General features: G+C 75.8%; 13 protein-coding genes. 6 read left to right on the top strand and 7 right to left on the bottom strand.

The window, feature by feature from the left end:
* Positions 1–15: 15 nt before the first annotated feature.
* From SNE206_RS23360 to SNE206_RS23390, 7 genes are all read right to left on the bottom strand, one after another.
* Entirely contained in the window at positions 16–588 is a 573-nt protein-coding gene (locus SNE206_RS23360; RefSeq protein WP_407915436.1) for a flavodoxin family protein, read from the bottom strand.
* A 208-nt stretch (positions 589–796) separates the two neighbouring features.
* Positions 797–1,996 carry a glycosyltransferase gene (locus tag SNE206_RS23365; protein WP_407915437.1) on the bottom strand — a complete coding sequence of 400 codons (1,200 nt, stop codon included), beginning with the start codon at positions 1,994–1,996 and terminating at the stop codon, positions 797–799.
* 4 nt (positions 1,997–2,000) lie between these two features.
* The gene (locus SNE206_RS23370) at positions 2,001–3,194 is read right to left on the bottom strand and encodes an ABC transporter ATP-binding protein (RefSeq protein ID WP_407915438.1); all 1,194 of its coding nucleotides are present in this window, start codon (positions 3,192–3,194) and stop codon (positions 2,001–2,003) included.
* Positions 3,184–4,083 carry an ABC transporter permease gene (locus SNE206_RS23375; protein ID WP_407915439.1) on the bottom strand — a complete coding sequence of 300 codons (900 nt, stop codon included), beginning with the start codon at positions 4,081–4,083 and terminating at the stop codon, positions 3,184–3,186. The genes SNE206_RS23370 and SNE206_RS23375 overlap by 11 nt, the downstream gene beginning before the upstream one ends.
* Positions 4,084–4,265: 182 nt before the next feature.
* Entirely contained in the window at positions 4,266–4,925 is a 660-nt protein-coding gene (locus SNE206_RS23380; RefSeq protein WP_407915440.1) for a DsbA family protein, read from the bottom strand.
* Positions 4,926–5,088: 163 nt separating this feature from the next.
* Entirely contained in the window at positions 5,089–6,030 is a 942-nt protein-coding gene (locus tag SNE206_RS23385; RefSeq protein ID WP_407915441.1) for a slipin family protein, read from the bottom strand.
* Positions 6,031–6,177: 147 nt separating this feature from the next.
* Entirely contained in the window at positions 6,178–7,329 is a 1,152-nt protein-coding gene (locus SNE206_RS23390) for a glycosyltransferase (RefSeq protein ID WP_407915442.1), read from the bottom strand.
* 177 nt (positions 7,330–7,506) lie between these two features.
* Here SNE206_RS23390 and SNE206_RS23395 point away from each other — a divergent pair, with 177 nt between their 5' ends.
* The 6 genes from SNE206_RS23395 (at position 7,507) to SNE206_RS23420 (ending at position 16,021) form a co-directional block, all read left to right on the top strand.
* Positions 7,507–8,673: a glycosyltransferase family 4 protein gene (locus tag SNE206_RS23395; RefSeq protein WP_407915443.1), complete on the top strand. Its 1,167-nt coding sequence runs from the start codon at positions 7,507–7,509 to the stop codon at positions 8,671–8,673.
* A 480-nt stretch (positions 8,674–9,153) separates the two neighbouring features.
* Positions 9,154–10,947, top strand: coding sequence for an AAA family ATPase (locus SNE206_RS23400; RefSeq protein WP_407915444.1), 1,794 nt, complete (start codon positions 9,154–9,156; stop codon positions 10,945–10,947).
* Positions 10,944–12,038, top strand: a complete 1,095-nt coding sequence (locus tag SNE206_RS23405) for a glycosyltransferase (RefSeq protein ID WP_407915445.1) — start codon at positions 10,944–10,946, stop codon at positions 12,036–12,038. The genes SNE206_RS23400 and SNE206_RS23405 overlap by 4 nt, the downstream gene beginning before the upstream one ends.
* 124 nt (positions 12,039–12,162) lie before the next feature.
* Positions 12,163–13,206 carry a GNAT family N-acetyltransferase gene (locus tag SNE206_RS23410; RefSeq protein WP_407915446.1) on the top strand — a complete coding sequence of 348 codons (1,044 nt, stop codon included), beginning with the start codon at positions 12,163–12,165 and terminating at the stop codon, positions 13,204–13,206.
* A complete protein-coding gene (locus SNE206_RS23415; protein ID WP_407915447.1) occupies positions 13,206–14,750 on the top strand; it encodes a hypothetical protein in 1,545 nt (514 codons plus the stop codon). Before SNE206_RS23410 ends, SNE206_RS23415 begins: the two co-directional genes overlap by 1 nt.
* Positions 14,747–16,021: a DegT/DnrJ/EryC1/StrS family aminotransferase gene (locus SNE206_RS23420; RefSeq protein WP_407915448.1), complete on the top strand. Its 1,275-nt coding sequence runs from the start codon at positions 14,747–14,749 to the stop codon at positions 16,019–16,021. The genes SNE206_RS23415 and SNE206_RS23420 overlap by 4 nt, the downstream gene beginning before the upstream one ends.
* The last annotated feature ends 12 nt before the right edge of the window (positions 16,022–16,033 follow it).

Here is a 16,033-nt window from a genome sequence, read left to right on the forward strand (position 1 = left end):
CCCTGCGGGTGCGGGTCAGGCGGAGAGGCGCTTGGCCTGCTCGGCGACGCGGCGGCCGAGGTGCTCCGCCGTGGCGAGGTCGGACTTGTGCATGGCCTCCGCGCCCTGGTCGCCGTTGGACTGCGCGGCGGCACCCAGCCAGACGCCGAGGCGGTTGAGGTCGAACTCGGAGGCGGTGGACTTGTTCCAGCCGGGCAGCAGGCCCAGGTTGACCCAGGTCATCGAGTGCTGGGCGGCGAACAGCGACAGCGACTGCAGGCTGTGCAGCTTGTCGCCGCTCTTGGCACCGGAGTTGACGAAGCCGGCGGCCAGCTTGTCCTTCCACTCCTGCTTCATCCAGCGGCCGCTGGACTTCTCCACGAAGGTGCGGAACGCGGCGGACACGTCGCCCAGGTAGGTGGGGGAACCGAAGATGATGGCGTCGGCGGCGTCGAGCTGGGCCCACTGCTCGTCGGTGATCTCGTCGACCGCGATCAGGTGGACGTTCTCGGCGACCTCGGCGGCGCCCTGACGGACGGCCTCGGCCTGGCGGGCGGTGTGGCCGTAGCCGCTGTGGTAGGCGATGGCGACGCTGATCTCGCGAGACATGCTGTCGGATTCCTTACGTAGGAGGAGGGTCGGGCCGGCCGGAGCTGCGGCTGTGCGCCGCGCACCGGCCCTACCCTGTCGATGCTGGCAGCAGCGGCAGCGCTCCCACAACGGCGGATCGAGGAGTCCGATCACTCGGAACGACCGTGCGGTCACCCGGTGTTGGCGCAGCAGCACCCGGGGTCGGCGCCCGGGTCGGCGGCCGGGGTCAGCGGCCGAGCAGCCGCAGCGCGGTCGGCTTGGTGAACTCGTACCGGGTCATCTGCTCCAGGTCGCGCAGCCAGCGGGACGGGCCCGGCGGGGCCGCCAGCACCTCCCGGTAGATCTCCTCGAAGGCGGTGGAGACGCTCTCCAGGGAGAAGCGTCCGACCACCCATTCCCGTCCCCAGCGGCCGAGTTCGGCCCGCAGGCCGGGGTCGTCGAGCAGCTCGCGCAGCTGCGCGGCGAGCGGGCCGGGGTCGCGGTCACCGTCGCCGAAGCCGTACATGCAGCGCGAGGCGTGCGGCTCCACCAGCGGGCCGGGCCGGTGGACCGCGGTGTAGCCGGCCGCGCCGTGCACGACGACCGGCCTGGCGAAGGCGAGGCCGCGCAGCGCGGAGCCGCCCATGCCGAGCACGACGTCGGAGCCCTCGTACGCGGGCCGCGGGTCGGCCGCCTGGCCGGGCACGAGGACGGCCTCGCGGCCGAGTGCGCGGTTGGCGTCGGCCGCGCGGGCGCGCAGCGCCTCCAGGCTCGGACCGGCGCCGACGATCACCAGCCGCACCCGCGGGTCGTCGAGCCGGCGGACGGCCTCGACGGTGAGCGCGGCTCCGGCGTCCTTCTCCAGGTCGGGCACCAGACGGGTGACGATGCCGAGCACCAGCTCGTCGTCGGCGATGCCGAGGCCGCGCCGCCAGGCGGTGCCGTCCGCGGTGCCGGGGGCGTCGGTGGCCGTGTTGACGGGCGGTTCGACCAGCCGGACGTCGCGGTGGCCGAACGCCCGGCCGTCGCCCATCAGGGCGCCCAGGCCGAGCACCAGCGGCTGGTGCCGGGGCAGACCGCGGAGCATCCGGATGCCGTAGAAGGTGGTGACGACCGGGAGGCGGCCGAGCCGGCCGGGCCCGAAGAAGGCGTTGCGTGCCGCCCGCACCTCCCAGGCGTGCACCAGGTCGCTGCCGTGCTCCTCGGCGAGCCGCACGAGCCGCCGCCGCACCTCCGGGTGCGGGGTGTCCGGGCCGCCGGCGACGACCACGTCCATGCCGTGCCCGGCGGCGACGTCGACCAGTGGTGCGTCACCGGCCACGCCCTGCGCGAAGAGCACCGGTTCGTGCCCGCGGTCGCGCAGGGTGCGGGCGATGTCGACCGCGTTGAGCTGCGCCCCTCCGAGGGCGAGGTTGTTGAGGTGCACGAGCACCCGGACCGGTCTCACGCGGTCACTCCTCCCAGTGGTGCGGGACGAACACCGGTGCGGCGAGCACGACCGCGCGCGGCGGCGTGTCGAGCATCGGGCCGAACACGTCGAACTGGCCGACGGAGTGCCAGCTCATCAGGGTGCCGCCGTCGGTCTTCCCGATCGAGTAGACGCCCGCCCACAGCGTGTACCGGCCGCGCGGCAGCGGCAGCCGCGGGATCACGCACGCGACGTGGTGGTCCTCGCCGCCGAGCCGGATCTCGTGGCTGATCTGGAAGATCGGGCTGGAGGTGCCCTCGCTGACGCCGAGGTGCAGGGTGGCGTCGCCGCGGTAGTCGCCGCCGAGCGTGAGCTCCACCGTCATCGGCTCGTCGGTGGTGAGGTTGTCGCGGTCCTCGCCGCGCAGCTCGTGCTTGAGCAGCTGCAGCGGCTCACCGCTGCGGGCGCCCGCCTCGGACTGCGCCTCGATGGAGTCGCGGTAGCCGGCGAGCGCGTCGCGGATGCCCGCGTCGACGCGCACCGTGCCCTGCTCCAGCCAGATGCCGCGGCGGCAGATCGACTGCACGGCGGGCAGGTCGTGCGAGACGAAGACGATGGTGGTGCCCTGCTCGGCGACCTCGCGCATGCGGTCCAGGCAGCGCTGCTGGAAGACCGCGTCGCCGACCGCGAGCACCTCGTCGACGAGCAGCACGTGCGGCTCCAGGTAGGCGGCGACGGCGAAGCCGAGGCGCATCTGCATGCCGGAGGAGTAGAACTTCACCTGCCGGTCGATGGCACCGCCGAGCCGGGCGAACTCCACGATGTCGTCGAAGCGGCCGGCGACCTCCCGGCGCTTGAGGCCGAGGAGCGCGCCGAAGAGGTAGATGTTCTCGCGGCCGGTGAGGTCCGGGTGGATGCCGGCCCGGATCTCGATCAGCGCGCCGATCCGGCCGCGCACGTCGATGATGCCGCCGTACGGGTACATGACCCGGGTCAGCATCTTCAGCAGGGTGGACTTGCCGGAGCCGTTCGAGCCGATCAGGCCCACCGACTCGCCCGGTTCGACGTGCAGGTTGATGTCGCGCAGCGCCCAGCGCCAGTCCTCGCCGCGGCCGCCGCGCAGCCGGCGGGCCATCGCCTCGACCTTGTCGCGCAGCAGCATCCGCTGCTGGTCGGCCTTGAAGCGCTTCCAGACGTGCTCGGTGCGGATCGTCCCCGGCGGCAGCTCACGCGACATCGGCGATCCCCGTTTCCAGCTTCTTGAAGAGCAGGTAGCCGCCGGCCAGGAACACCAGCGAGGAGACGGCCGCGATCGCGGTGAGGCCGAGGTCGGGCGCCTGCCCGTACAGCAGGGCGCGGCGGTAGCCCTCGATGACGGCGCCCAGCGGGTTGACGCCGCAGTAGATCTCCTGGAGCCGCACCGGGATCTTCGCGAGCGGGTACGCGACCGGGGTCGCGAAGACGCCCATCTGCGTGATGATCGGCAGCAGGTGGCGGACGTCGCGGAGGTAGACCACGGCGACCGACAGGATCAGCGCCACGCCGTAGGTGAACGCGAACTGGACCGCCAGCAGCGGCAGCACCCACAGGAAGGTCGCCGCGGGCGCCGTCCAGGTCACCAGGAACAGCACGCCCAGCACGGCGGTGCCGATCAGCATGTCGACCGCGGCGACCAGCATCGTCGCCAGCGGGAAGACCTCGCGCGGGCAGTACACCTTGTTGAGCAGGCTCAGGTTGTTGGCGAGGCTCAGCGCACCCTGGTTCATCGTGTTGCTGAAGAACTGCCAGACGATCAGGCCGACGTAGGCGAACAGCGGGTACGAGACGCCCTGGGTGTCGATCTTCACCGCGCGGTGGAACACCAGCGTGAAGATCGCGCACAGCGCGAGCGGGGTCAGCACCGCCCAGGCGAAGCCGAGGACGGCCTGCTTGTAGCGGGCCCGCAGGTCGCGCTCGGCGAGGGCGCGCACCAGCTCACGGGCCGCCCACAGATCGCGCGCGGTCTGCACCGGCCGCAGCCGCCGCCGGAACACCAGCTCCGGGGGCGGGCCGTCGGGCAGTGCGGGCCGGCCCGCCGTTCGCCGGTCGCGCTCGTCGTCGATGACCTGCGCGCTGTGTCCCCCCACGGGCCCCCGCCCTCTCGCATGTGGCTGCCGGAGGGCCGCTGCTCAGGAGGTGCGGCCCGGGCGACCACTCTGGCACAAGGTGTGCGCGCCAGGGGCTGGTTCGGTGAAGGTGGGGCTGCTCAGCGGCCGTACCGGCGGGCGCGGGCGCCGGGGCGGGCGGCGACCGGTACGGCGCCGGGCGGTCAGCTCCGCTCGACGAGCCCGTCCAGGGCGTCCGGCATCCGGTCGACCCCGCCCGCGGCGGTCGGCGAGGTGCGCCCGGAACCGACGAGCACCGTCGGGATCTCCGTGATGCGGTGCCGGGTGAGCAGCCCCGGGGCGTCGGCGACCGCCCGGTCGACCTCCGGCGAGCGGTACGCGGCCCGGAACGCGGCGGCGTCCAGGCCCTGCCCGGCCGCCCACGCCGCAGCACCCTCCTCGCCCGACAGGTCGGACCGGTGCTCGCGGACGGCGCGGAACGCCGCGGCCTGCAGCCGGTCGACCTGTCCGAGGTGCTCCAGCGCGTAGTAGAGGCGCGCGTGGCCGAGCTGTTCCTGCTCGTCCGGGGAGCCCTGCCAGACCGCGGGCACCCGGCGCAGCAGCACGTCGTCGCGGTGCCCGGCCGCCCACCGCTCCAGCGGCGCCTCGAACTGCGCGGAGTGGACGCAGTCGTACCAGAAGAACTCGACGGCCTCCTGCCGCTGCGCGGCGGCCCGCGGCGGGTGGCCGGGCAGCGCCAGGTGCGCACCGTCACGCGGGACGTCCGGGACGGCCGCCACCGCGGCGCCCGGCACGAGACCGGAGGTGAGGCCCGCGGCGAGGGCGAGCAGGACGGGGGCGGTGCGCAGCAGCTTGGCGTTCACGGCCGTAGCGTGCCAGCGCCGCGGACCGGACGGCCAGCCAGGTCGGCCGCGGTGGGCCCGGATTCGCCCGATCGGGCGATCGGGCGATCGGGCGATCGGGCGATCGGGCGATGCCGTCGCGGGCCGTCCGCTGCCGTCACGGCTGTCGCGGCTGTCGCGGCTGTCAGGCGGGGTCGGGCGCGCGCCGGGGCTTCGGCGGCACGGGCGCCTCGGCGGCTTCGGCCGTTTCGGCCGCCCGGGCCGGGACGGCCGGGGGTGCGGGAGCGGCCGGGGGTGCGGGAGCGGCCGGGGGTGCGGGAGCGGCCGGTGCTGCAGGAGCGGCCGGTGCGGCGGCGATCCGGGCGGCAGCGGCGGTGGCCTGCCCGGCCGCCGTGTCGAAGAACCGCAGGAGCTCCACCGGGAAGGGCAGCACGAGAGTGGAGTTCTTCTCCGCCGCGACCTCCACGACGGTCTGCAGCAGCCGCAGTTGCAGGGCCGCGGGGGTGGCCTCCATGACGGTGGCGGCCTCGGCGAGTTTCGCGGCCGCCTGGAACTCGCCGTCGGCGGTGATGATCCGGGCCCGCCGCTCGCGGTCCGCCTCGGCCTGCCGGGCCATCGACCGCTTCATCGAGTCGGGCAGCGCGACGTCCTTGATCTCGACCCGGTCGATGTGCACGCCCCAGCCCACCGCCGGGCTCTCCAGCATGAGTTCGAGGCCGCGGTGGAGGTTCTCGCGGCCGGAGAGGAGGTCGTCGAGGTCGCTCTTGCCGATGACGGAGCGCAGCGAGGTCTGGGCGACCTGGGACATCGCGAAGGTGTAGTTCTGCACGTCGACGGTGGCCCGCACCGGGTCGATCACCCGGAAGTAGACGACCGCGTCGACCCGCACCGAGACGTTGTCCCGGGTGATCCCCTCCTGTGCGGGCACCGGCATCGTGATCACCTGCATGTTGACCTTGCGCATCCGGTCGACGACCGGGATCAGCAGCGCCGGGCCGGGGCCGCGTACCCGGCCGCGCACCTGGCCGAGCCGGAAAACCACGCCGCGCTCGTACTGCTGGACCACCCGCAGACCGGTGACCAGCCAGAACAGCCCGAGCCCCACGACGACCGCGAGGACCGCCATCGCACACCCCCGTCGCGGCCGGCCCGGCCGGGCCGGGGCGGCCCTGTCGCGCGGGTGCGGGCCGCGGAGCACAGTATGCGCGCCGGGCCCCGGCGGCGGACAGCCCTGCGGTGGACCGGAGGGCGCGCGGTCGGCCGGAGGGCGCGGTCAGCCGCGGGGCGCGCGGGCGGTGCGGGCGATGAGCTGCTGCCAGGCGTCGGCGACGACCGCGAGGTCGAAGCGGGCGAGGGCGTGCCGGCGGGCGGCAGCGCCGACGCCGTGGCGGGCGTCGGCGAGGAGCCGGTCGACGGCGGCGGCGAGCGCGGCGGCGTCGCCGGGCGGCACGAGGGTGCCGGTGACGCCGTCCTGCACGACCTCGCCGACCCAGCCGACGTCGGTGGCGACGGCGGGCAGGGCGGCGAGCGCGGCCTCGACGAGCACCCCGGGCACGCCCTCGCTGTCGCTGGTGAGCAGCAGGGCGTCGGCGGCGCGGTAGAGCGGTGCCGGGTCGGCGAGGTCGCCGAGGAAGGTGACCCGGCCGGTGGTGTCGCGGGCGGCGAGGGCGGCGCGCAGCGGTCCGTCGCCGGCCACCGCGAGGTGGGCGGCGGGGAGCAGCGCGAGGGCGTCCAGCGCGAGGTCGAGCCGCTTCTCGGGGGCGACGGCGCCGACCCAGGCGAGCAGCGGGCCGTCGGCGGGCAGGCCGAGCGCGGCCCGGGCGGTCTGCCGGTCGGCGGCGTCGGCGGCGGGCGGGAAGCGTTCGGCGGGACGGGCGTTGGGGATCGTGCGGACGCGCTGCGGGGGCAGCCGGAAGCGGTCGACGAGCACCTGGCGGGCGCCGTCCGAGATCGCGGCGACGGCGGCGGCCCGGTGCAGGAAGGCGCCGACCCGCAGCCGGCGGGAGGCGGAGGCCGTCCAGTGCCGGGGGTCGCCGATGTTGACGTACACGAACGGGGTGCGGGTGCCGAGGAGGGCCAGGGCGCAGGCGGGCAGCGTGGACGAGCCGTGGGCGACGACGACGTCGGCGCGGCGGGCGGCGGCCCGCAGGGCGCGCAGCGTGCGCGGGTGGAAGCGCGCCGGGCCGAGCACGGGGACGTCGGCGTCGGCCGGGGCGTCGGGGTGGGGCTGGAGCGCGCGCAGGTCGGAGCGCTGGCCGCGGCGGAGCAGTTCGGCGTGCAGGTCGCGGGCGAGGTTCTGGGCGCCGCGCCGGCGCGGGTCGGTGACCAGGTGCAGGACGGCCGGCTGCGGCACGTCCCGCTGCGGGGCGGGCGGCGCGGGGTCGGGCTGCGGGCCGGCGGGCTGCGCGGGCGCGGGGTCGGGCATGGAGCGACCCTGGCACAGCCCGGCGGGGCGGCGCAGCGGTTCCGCGGAAGGGCGTGCGCGGGCTCCTCGCCGATTCCCTGGCGGACACTCGGCCGGGCCTGGGATGCTGAGCGCCTGTCAGGGCGCGGGAGCCACGAGGGACGGGCCGCGCGCCGGGTTCCCCGGGGGGTCGCCGCCGTGCACGTGCTCTATGTGATCGACAGCCTGCACCGGATCGGCGGTGCCGAGCAGGGCCTGGTGGCGATGGCGCCGCTGCTGGTGCGTTCCGGGGTGCAGCTGGACGTCGCCTACCTGAAGGAGTCGCCGGGGGGCTTCCAGCCGGAGCTGACGGCGGCGGGCGCCCGGGTGTTCGGCGTGCACCGGCCGGGACGGGCGGGCACGGCGGCGGCGCTGCGGCGGCTGGTCCGCGAGCACCGCCCGGACCTGGTGCACACGACGCTGTACGAGGCGGACGTGCTCGGCCGGGCGGCGGCGCTGACGGCGGGCACCCCGGTGGTGTCGAGCCTGGTCAACTCCTCGTACGGGCCGGAGCACCTGCACGCGCGCGGCCTGTCGCCGTGGAAGGTGCGGGCGGCGCAGGCGGTGGACGCGGCGACCGCGCAGGGCGCCCGGCGGTTCCATGCGCTCACCCGGCACGTGGCGGCGTCGATGGCCGGGCGGCTGCGGATCCCCGCCGACCGGATCGACGTGGTGCCGCGCGGCCGCGACCCGGAGCTGCTGGGGTCGGTGACGCCGGAGCGGCGGGCGGCCGTCCGCGCCGCGCTGGGCCTGCCGGAGGACGTCCCGGTGGTGCTGGCCGCGGCCCGGCAGCAGTACCAGAAGGGGCTGGACGTGCTGGTGGAGGCGTTCGCCGCGGTGCGCGCGCACGCGCCGGAGGCGGTGCTGCTGCTGGCGGGCAGCCCGGGCACGGAGACGGCGCGGCTGGAGGCGCTGGCCGGACGCGCCGGGCAGGTGCGCTTCCTGGGGCCGCGCGGCGACGTGTACGACCTGATGGCCGCGGCGGACGTGTTCGCGGTGCCGTCCCGCTGGGAGGGCCTGGGCAGCGCGGCGATGGAGGCGATGGGCGTGGGCGTGCCGCTGGTGTGCGCGGACGTGCCGGCGCTGCGCGAGACGGTCGGCTCGCCGGACCACGCCCTGCTGGTGCCGCCGGAACGTCCGGCCGAGCTGGCCGCGGCGCTGGTCACGGCGCTCGACGACACGGCGGCGGCCCGGGTGCGGGCGAAGGCCGCGCAGGCGCGGTTCCTCGCGACGTTCACGCTGCCGCAGGTATGCGGGCAGATGGTGGGGTTCTACGAGCGCTCGCTGCGCCGGGCTCCCGGGCGGCCGGAGGGCGCACGTCCCTGACGGACCGTCAGACATGCACGTCAAACGGGGACATTGCCGCCGCAACCACCGCAGGGCGCGCGGGAGTGCCGAAATGCGCCCTCCCGAGAATCGCCAAAGCGCTTGCGCCGCAGGTCCGTGGCGGCAAGCATCGCAGGGGGATGCGGGTGGCCGGGGGGAACGGCGGCCCGCGCGAGGCATCCGGGCCGGGCGGGCCCGGGTGGGCGACGCCGTCAGGGGGCCTGATGTCACAGCGACAGCCGCGATGCGCCGGCCTGCCGGGATCCGTGCGCGGCCCGGCCGCGGCGGTGTCATGGCACGGCCCGGCCGCCTTACCGGCGCGCCGCTGACGACCACCGGTCCGGGCGGGCCTCCGGGCCGCTCCTGTCACGACACCACGAGCACACCAGGCCGTACCGGGGCGTGCCGCCGCAGCGACGGCGGGCACGCGCCGCCGGGCACGCCGCCTGCCCGCACCACGAACACGAGGGGAACCCACCGGTGGAACCGGCAAACCACGTCACGGTCCTGCGGCGCTACTGGCGACTGCTCGCCGGGTGCACCGCCGCCGCGCTGCTCATCGGATTCCTGCTCACGCCGGCCGGGGACGCCGTGGACGTCGGCAAGTGGCAGTGCAAGGTCGCGATAACACCCGTGGCGGGCGCCGGCGAGTCCGTCCGTGCCGACCAGGTGCTCAGCTACGCGCAGGGCTCGGACGTCAGCACGGCCGCCGCGAAGAAGCTCGGCATGACCGACGTGGCCGCCCTGACCGACCGGCGCACCGTCGCCGCGGCCTCCACCCAGATGCTGGTGTTCACCGTCACCGGGCCGACCCAGCAGTCGTGCACGGACCTGGCGGCGGCGCTCGCCGAGTCGACCATCAACGGCTACAGCCAGGCGTCGAAGAAGAGCGCCGACGACTCGATCAAGCGGCTCCAGACGCAGGCCGACAGCCAGCAGGAGCAGGTCAACACCCTGCAGCACGCGTTCAACAAGGCCGGGGCGGCGGACCAGCCGAAGCTGCAGCCGCAGCTGACGGCGGCGCTCAACGCGCTCACCAAGACCCTCACGGACATCAGCACCCTGCAGAACTACAGCCAGACCGACGCCATCCAGCAGTGGGGCAGCATCGACGCCGAGGAGGCGGGCGGCAGCCTGCTCAGCTCGCCGAGCCGCGGCATGCGGCTCAGCCTGGCGGTCGTCCTCGGCCTCGCGCTGGGCGTGGTCGCGGCGGTGATGCTCAGCCGCATGGACACCCGGCTGCGCACCCGCAACACCACCGAGGAGGCCTTCAACCTGCCGGTGATCGGCGAGATCCCGCAGCTCGGCCGGCGGCTGCGGCGGCTGCGCGAGCCGCTCGTCGTGGCCCGCCCGTCCGACCCGGCCGCCGAGGCGTTCCGCTCGCTGCGCTCGACCCTGCTGCTGACCGGGCCCGAGTCGCTCTCCGGGCGGCCCGGCCGGGCCGACCACGGCGGGCACCGCGCCGCCGACGGCCCGGCCCCGGTGATCCTCGTGATGTCCGGCCGCAGCGGCGACGGCCGCACCACCACCGTCGCCAACCTGGCGGCGGCGCTGGCCGAGACCGGCCGTGCCGTCCTCGTGCTCGACTGCGACTTCCGCCACCCGCAGGCCCACCTGCACTTCGGGGTGGGCGACGGCCCCGGCATGGCCGAACTGCTCAGCGGCGAACGGCTGCCCCGACTCGACGACCTGATCCGCGACACCGGCGTGGAGGGCGTCCGCCTGATCACCGGCGGCAACACCACCGCCTACCCGGCCGCGCTGGTGCTGCGCGCGGGCGAGGTGCTGCGCCGCGCCCGCGACCACGCCGACGTCGTGCTCATCGACACCTCCCCGCTGCTGCACGCCAACGACGCGTACGACCTCGTGCAGCACTCCGACGCGGTGCTCGTCACCGCGCTCTCCGGCAACGTCACGCCCGAGCAGGCCGACCGCGTCTCCGAGCTCCTCGCGCGCACCGGCGTGCCGGTCGCCGGCGTCGCCCTGCTCGGCACCGTCGGCCCGTCCGGCCGCCGCCTCAAGCGGGACGGGCTGCGCACGGGCACCCTGCTCGCCGGCCGCACCGGCGGCAGCGGTCCGCGGGCCGCCGCCGAGCGGCAGCCGAAGCCCACCCCCGCCGCTCCCCCGCCACCGCCGACGGCGGCCGGTCCCGCACCGGCGCCCGTCGCGGAGGAGCACCACCGCTCCGCCCCCAGCTGGGCCCGCCGCCCGGCCCCCTCGGCGGAGCCGGTCGTGGAGACGACCCTGCAGCTGCGCGAGATCGAGGACCTGTGAGCACCCGCCGGCGGGTGCTCTGGCTCGCGAAGGGGCTCGGCCGCGGCGGCGCCGAGCAGCTGCTGCTCAACTGCGCCCGCCACGCGGACTCCGCGCGGTACGAGATCGAGGTCGCGTACGTGCTGCCGTACAAGGACGCGCTCGTGCCCGCGCTGGAGGCGGCCGGCATCCGGGTGCACCTCCTCGGCGGGCCGCCCGGCGCGCTGTGGCCGTTGCGGCTGCGCCGGCTGATCGCGGAGCGCCGCTACGACCTGGTGCACTCGCACATGCCGATCCCCGCGGTGGCGGCCCGGCTCGTCGCGTTCGGGCGGCACGCGCCGCGGCTCGTGCACACCGAGCACAACGTGTGGGAGCGCTACCGGACGCCCACCCGCTGGGCGAACGCGCTGACCTACCGGCGCAACGACGCGGTCGTCGCGGTCTCCCACGCGGTCGCCGCGACGATCGGCCGCCGCCGGCCCGGCGACGACTGGGTGACGGTGGTGCACCACGGCCCGGACCTGGGCGGCGCCCCCGGGGGCCCGGCCGCCCGGGCCGCCGCCCGCGAGGCGCTCGGCCTGCCGCAGGACGCCCTGGTCGTCGGCACGGTCGGCAACCTGACGCCCAAGAAGGACCAGGCCGGCCTGCTCGACGCGTTCGCCCGGCTGCGGCTCGACCACCCCTCGGCGGCCCTGGTGCTGATCGGCGCCGGGCCGCTGGAGGCGGAGCTGCGCGCCGCGGCGGGCGAAGGCGTGGTCTTCGCCGGTTCCCGCGCGGACGTGCCCGCGCTGCTGCCGGCCTTCGACGTCTTCACGCTGAGCTCCCGTCAGGAGGGGCTGCCCGTGGCACTCATGGAAGCCATGACGAGCGGCCTGCCGTCGGTGGTGACCCGGGTCGGCGGCATGCCGGAGGTCCTGGCCGACGACGAGCACGGCCTGCTCGTGCCGCCGGGCGACCCGGCCGCGCTGGCCGCCGCGCTGGGCCGGCTGGCGGCCGACCCGGGCCTGCGCGAGCGCCTCGGCACGGCGGCCCGCGAGCGGTCCCGCGGCTTCGACGTGGCCGGCGCGCAGCGGACGATCGAGCAGGTGTACGCGCGCGTCCTGACCCGCTGACCCCCACCCCGCCGACCTCCACCCACCGCCGACCTCCACCCCGCCGCCGACCTCCACCCGCCGCCGACCTCCACCCCCGCGGACCCTCCTCCACGGACCCTTCTTCCCGGAGCCGATGACCCCGATGACCACGCCACACGACGGGCTGACGTACCGTCCGCTGACGGACGCCGACACACCCGCCGTACTCGGCCTGCTGACCGCCTCGCTCGCGGGCGGGCCGACGGGCACCCGCACGGCCGAGTTCTTCGACTGGAAGCACCGGCTCAACCCGTTCGGGGCGAGCCCCGGGCTGGTCGCCGAGGCCGGGGACGGCCGGCTGGCCGGGGTGCGGCTGTTCCTGCGCTGGGAATGGCGCACCGGCGGGCGGCCGGTGCCGGCGGTGCGCCCGGTCGACACCGCCACCCATCCGGACTTCCAGGGCCGCGGCGTCTTCCGGGATCTGACGCTGCGCCTGCTGGAGGAGGTCGCGCCCGAGGCCGAGCTGGTCTTCAACACCCCGAACGGCAACAGCCTGCCCGGCTACCTGAAGATGGGCTGGCGCGAGCTCGGCCGGGTGCCGGTGGCCGTCCGGGTGGCCCGGCCGGGGGCGTTCGCGCTGGGCGCGCGGGCGGCGCTGGCCCGGCGGGCGTCCGGGCCGGTCCGGCCGGTGCGCTGCGGGCTGGAGAGCGCCGCGGCGTGGTTCGCCGGGCCGCGCACCGGCCTCGCCGAGCTGCTGCGCGAACGCGCCGGCGCCGAGGCCGCCGACACCCGTCTCGCCGTGCGCCGCACGCCCGGGTTCCTGCAGTGGCGGTACGGCGACGCACCGGGCCTGGACTACCGGGTGATCACCTGTCACCGCGGCGGCGAGCTCGCCGGGCTGGCCGTCGGACGGCCCCGGCGGCGCGGCCCGCTCACCGAGTTCACGCTCGCCGACGTGATCGTCCGGCCCGGCGACCGGGGCAGCGCCGCCCGGCTGCTGAAGGAGGCCGCCCGGGCGGGCTGCGACCACGTGGCCGGGCACCTCGCGGCCGGCACCGAGGCGGCCGCGGCGGCGCTGCGCAGCGGTTACCTCACGGCGCCGCGCACCGGCATGGTGCTGGCGGCCCGTACGCCCTCGGGTCCGCTGCCGGAGGGCAGGTCGGCCGCGGACTGGCGGTTCGCCCTGGGCGACCTGGAGGTCTTCTGATGTCCGCGCTCGCCGCCGCGGCCTCGTTCGCCCGCCGGGCGCACTGGCCGACCGCGGTCGCGTTCTCCCTGGTGGCGGGCTACGTGACGGTGTTCGTGCTGGCGATGGTGCACACCGGCTACGACACCTGGGGGGCGCTGCTGGTGCTGCCCGCGCTGATGGCGATCGGCACGCCGATCCTCTCCCGGGTGGCGGCCGCCAACCCGGAGAAGGACGTCTTCCGGCTGCTGATGCTGGCGATGGCGCTGAAGCTGCTCTGCGCGTTCCCCCGGTACCTCATGGCGTTCGTGCTGTACGGCGGCGCCGCCGACGCGAAGATGTACCACGAGCGCGGCAGCGAGCTGGCGCTGTTCCTCGACACGCACAGCCCGCTGTCGGGCGCGTTCCACTACGACCTGGGCATGAAGGTCGCCGGCACCGGCTTCGTCATCATCGTCACCGGCGTGGTCTACGCGATCACCGGTCCGTCGCTGGTGGGCGGCTTCCTGGTGTTCTCGTGGTTCGGCTTCTGGGGGCTGCTGCTCTTCTGGCGGGCCCTGCAGATCGCCTTCCCGGAGGCCGACTCCCGGCGCTACGCGAAGCTCGTGTTCTTCCTGCCGTCGCTGCTCTTCTGGCCGTCCAGCATCGGCAAGGACGCCTGGATGATGCTCTGCCTGGGCGTCACGACGTACGGCGTGGCCCGGCTGCTCGACCGGCGTTTCGGTGCGTTCGCGTGCATCGCGCTGGGCTCGCTGGGCACGGCGATGGTGCGCCCGCACGTGACGGTCCTCGCCGGGGCGGGCCTGACGGTGGCGTACGTGCTGCGCAGGCGGCCGCGGCAGGTGAGCGCGCTGGGGCCGCTGCGCACCGTGCTGACCGTCGTGGTGCTGGGGGTGATGGTGATGCTGATGCTGCAACAGGTGTCGACGTTCTTCGGCACGACGGGCACCGGCGGCGACAGCGTCAACCAGGTGCTGTCGGAGACCTCGCGGCGCACCTCGCAGGGCGGGTCGGTGATCAACCAGCCGACCGGGGACGACGATTCGCCGCAGTTCAGCCTCAACCCGGCGGGCCTGCCGGTGGCGGTGGTCAGCGTGCTGTTCCGGCCGTTCCCGTTCGAGGCGTCCAACGTGCAGAACCTCGTGCAGTCGGTGGAGTGCTTCGCCCTGCTGGTGATGTTCGTGCGGAGCTGGCCACGGCTCAGCCGGCTGCCCCGCCTCTTCGTCAGCCGCTCGTACGTGGCCTTCGCGATCGTCTACACGCTGCTCTTCTGCTGGGCGTTCTCGACGATCAACAACATGGGCATCCTGTCGCGCGAGCGCGTGCAGGTGCTGCCGCTGGTGCTGGTGCTGCTCGCGGTACCGCGCCCCGAGGGCGACCGCCCGAAGCTCCGCGCGCACTCCCGGCCGCCGCTGTGGCGGGTGCAGCCCGGGCAGTGGGGCGAGCGGGCGGCCGCCCTGCCCGTTCCGGCCGGCGCCGCCGCGCAGGCCGGCCCCGAACCCGGGCCCGGCCCCGCGCCGCGCTCCGGCACCACACCGACCCAGGGGGGTTCGACCCGATCATGACGACCACCGACCACACCTCCGACCAGGCCACCGGCCACACCTCCGACCGGACTTCCGGCCGCACCACCGGCCAGGTCCCGGGCCGCCCCGCGCCCGCCGCCCTCGGCGGCGCACCGGCCTTCCCCGACGGCCTGCCGCTGACCCGGGTCCGGGTGCCGCACCGCGAGGAGGTGCTCGCCCGGATCGCCGCCGTGCTCGACAGCGGGCAGCTCACCAACGGGCGCACCGTCGCCGAGCTGGAGGAGCGCGCCGCCGCACTGCTCGGGGTGGAGCACGTGGTGGCGGTGTCGAACTGCACGGCCGGTCTGATGCTGGTGCTGCAGGCGGCCGGCGTGGACGGCGGCCGGCCGGTGGTGATGCCCGGCTTCACCTTCTCGGCGACCGCGCACGCCGCGCACTGGGCGGCCGGCACGCCCGTCTTCGCGGAGGCCCGCGCGCAGGACATCACCCTCGACCCGGACGACGCGGAGGCCCGGCTGAAGACCGCCGACCGCCCGGCCGCGCTGATGGCGACCCACGTGTACGGCACGCCGTGCCAGGTCGAGCGGCTGCAGGAGGTGGCGGACTCCGCCGGGGTGCCGCTGGTGTACGACGCCGCGCACGGTTTCGGCAGCGCGCGCGGCGGGGTGCCGCTGGGCGGGTTCGGGCTGGCCGAGGTGTTCTCGATGAGTCCGACGAAGGTGGCGGTCGCGGGCGAGGGCGGCCTGGTCGCCACCAGGGACGCCGCGCTCGCCGCGACGCTGCGCACCGCGCGCGACTACGGCAACCCGGGCGACTACGACACGCTGTTCCCCGGGCTGAACGCGCGGATGAGCGAGCTGCACGCGGCCGTGGGCCTGGCCTCGCTGGCCGGGCTGACCGAGCGGGTGGCGCACCGCGGCGCGCTGGTGGCGGCGTTCGCCGCGGAGGTGGCGGGCGTGCCGGGCCTGCGGCTCGCCCTGCCGGAGCCGGGTGACACCTCGACGTTCAAGGACCTGACGCTCATCGTCGACGACGCCGGGGCGTTCGGCCTGGACGCGGCGCAGCTCGGCCGGGCGCTGAAGGCGGAGGGGGTCGACAGCCGGCGGTACTTCCACCCGCCGGTGCACCGGCAGCAGGCGTACGCGCACCTGGGGCAGGCGGAGGCGCTGCCGCTGACCGACCGGCTGGCGGGCTCGGTGCTGACGGTGCCGCTCTGGTCGCACATGGAGGAGGCCGCGGTGCGCGGGGTGGCGGGCGCGGTGCTGAAGGTGCAGGCGCACGCGGGGGCGCTGCGCGCCGCCGGGATCTGACGCCTTTCCTGC

The organism is Kitasatospora sp. NE20-6, assembly GCF_045862635.1.

Coding starts and splice junctions, on each gene's coding strand:
- SNE206_RS23360 (WP_407915436.1), bottom strand. CDS start 588: ATGTCTCGCGAGATCAGCGTCGCCATCGCCTACCACAGCGGCTACGGC.
- SNE206_RS23370 (WP_407915438.1), bottom strand. CDS start 3,194: ATGTCGCGTGAGCTGCCGCCGGGGACGATCCGCACCGAGCACGTCTGG.
- SNE206_RS23385 (WP_407915441.1), bottom strand. CDS start 6,030: ATGGCGGTCCTCGCGGTCGTCGTGGGGCTCGGGCTGTTCTGGCTGGTC.
- SNE206_RS23390 (WP_407915442.1), bottom strand. CDS start 7,329: ATGCCCGACCCCGCGCCCGCGCAGCCCGCCGGCCCGCAGCCCGACCCC.
- SNE206_RS23410 (WP_407915446.1), top strand. CDS start 12,163: ATGACCACGCCACACGACGGGCTGACGTACCGTCCGCTGACGGACGCC.
- SNE206_RS23415 (WP_407915447.1), top strand. CDS start 13,206: ATGTCCGCGCTCGCCGCCGCGGCCTCGTTCGCCCGCCGGGCGCACTGG.
- SNE206_RS23420 (WP_407915448.1), top strand. CDS start 14,747: ATGACGACCACCGACCACACCTCCGACCAGGCCACCGGCCACACCTCC.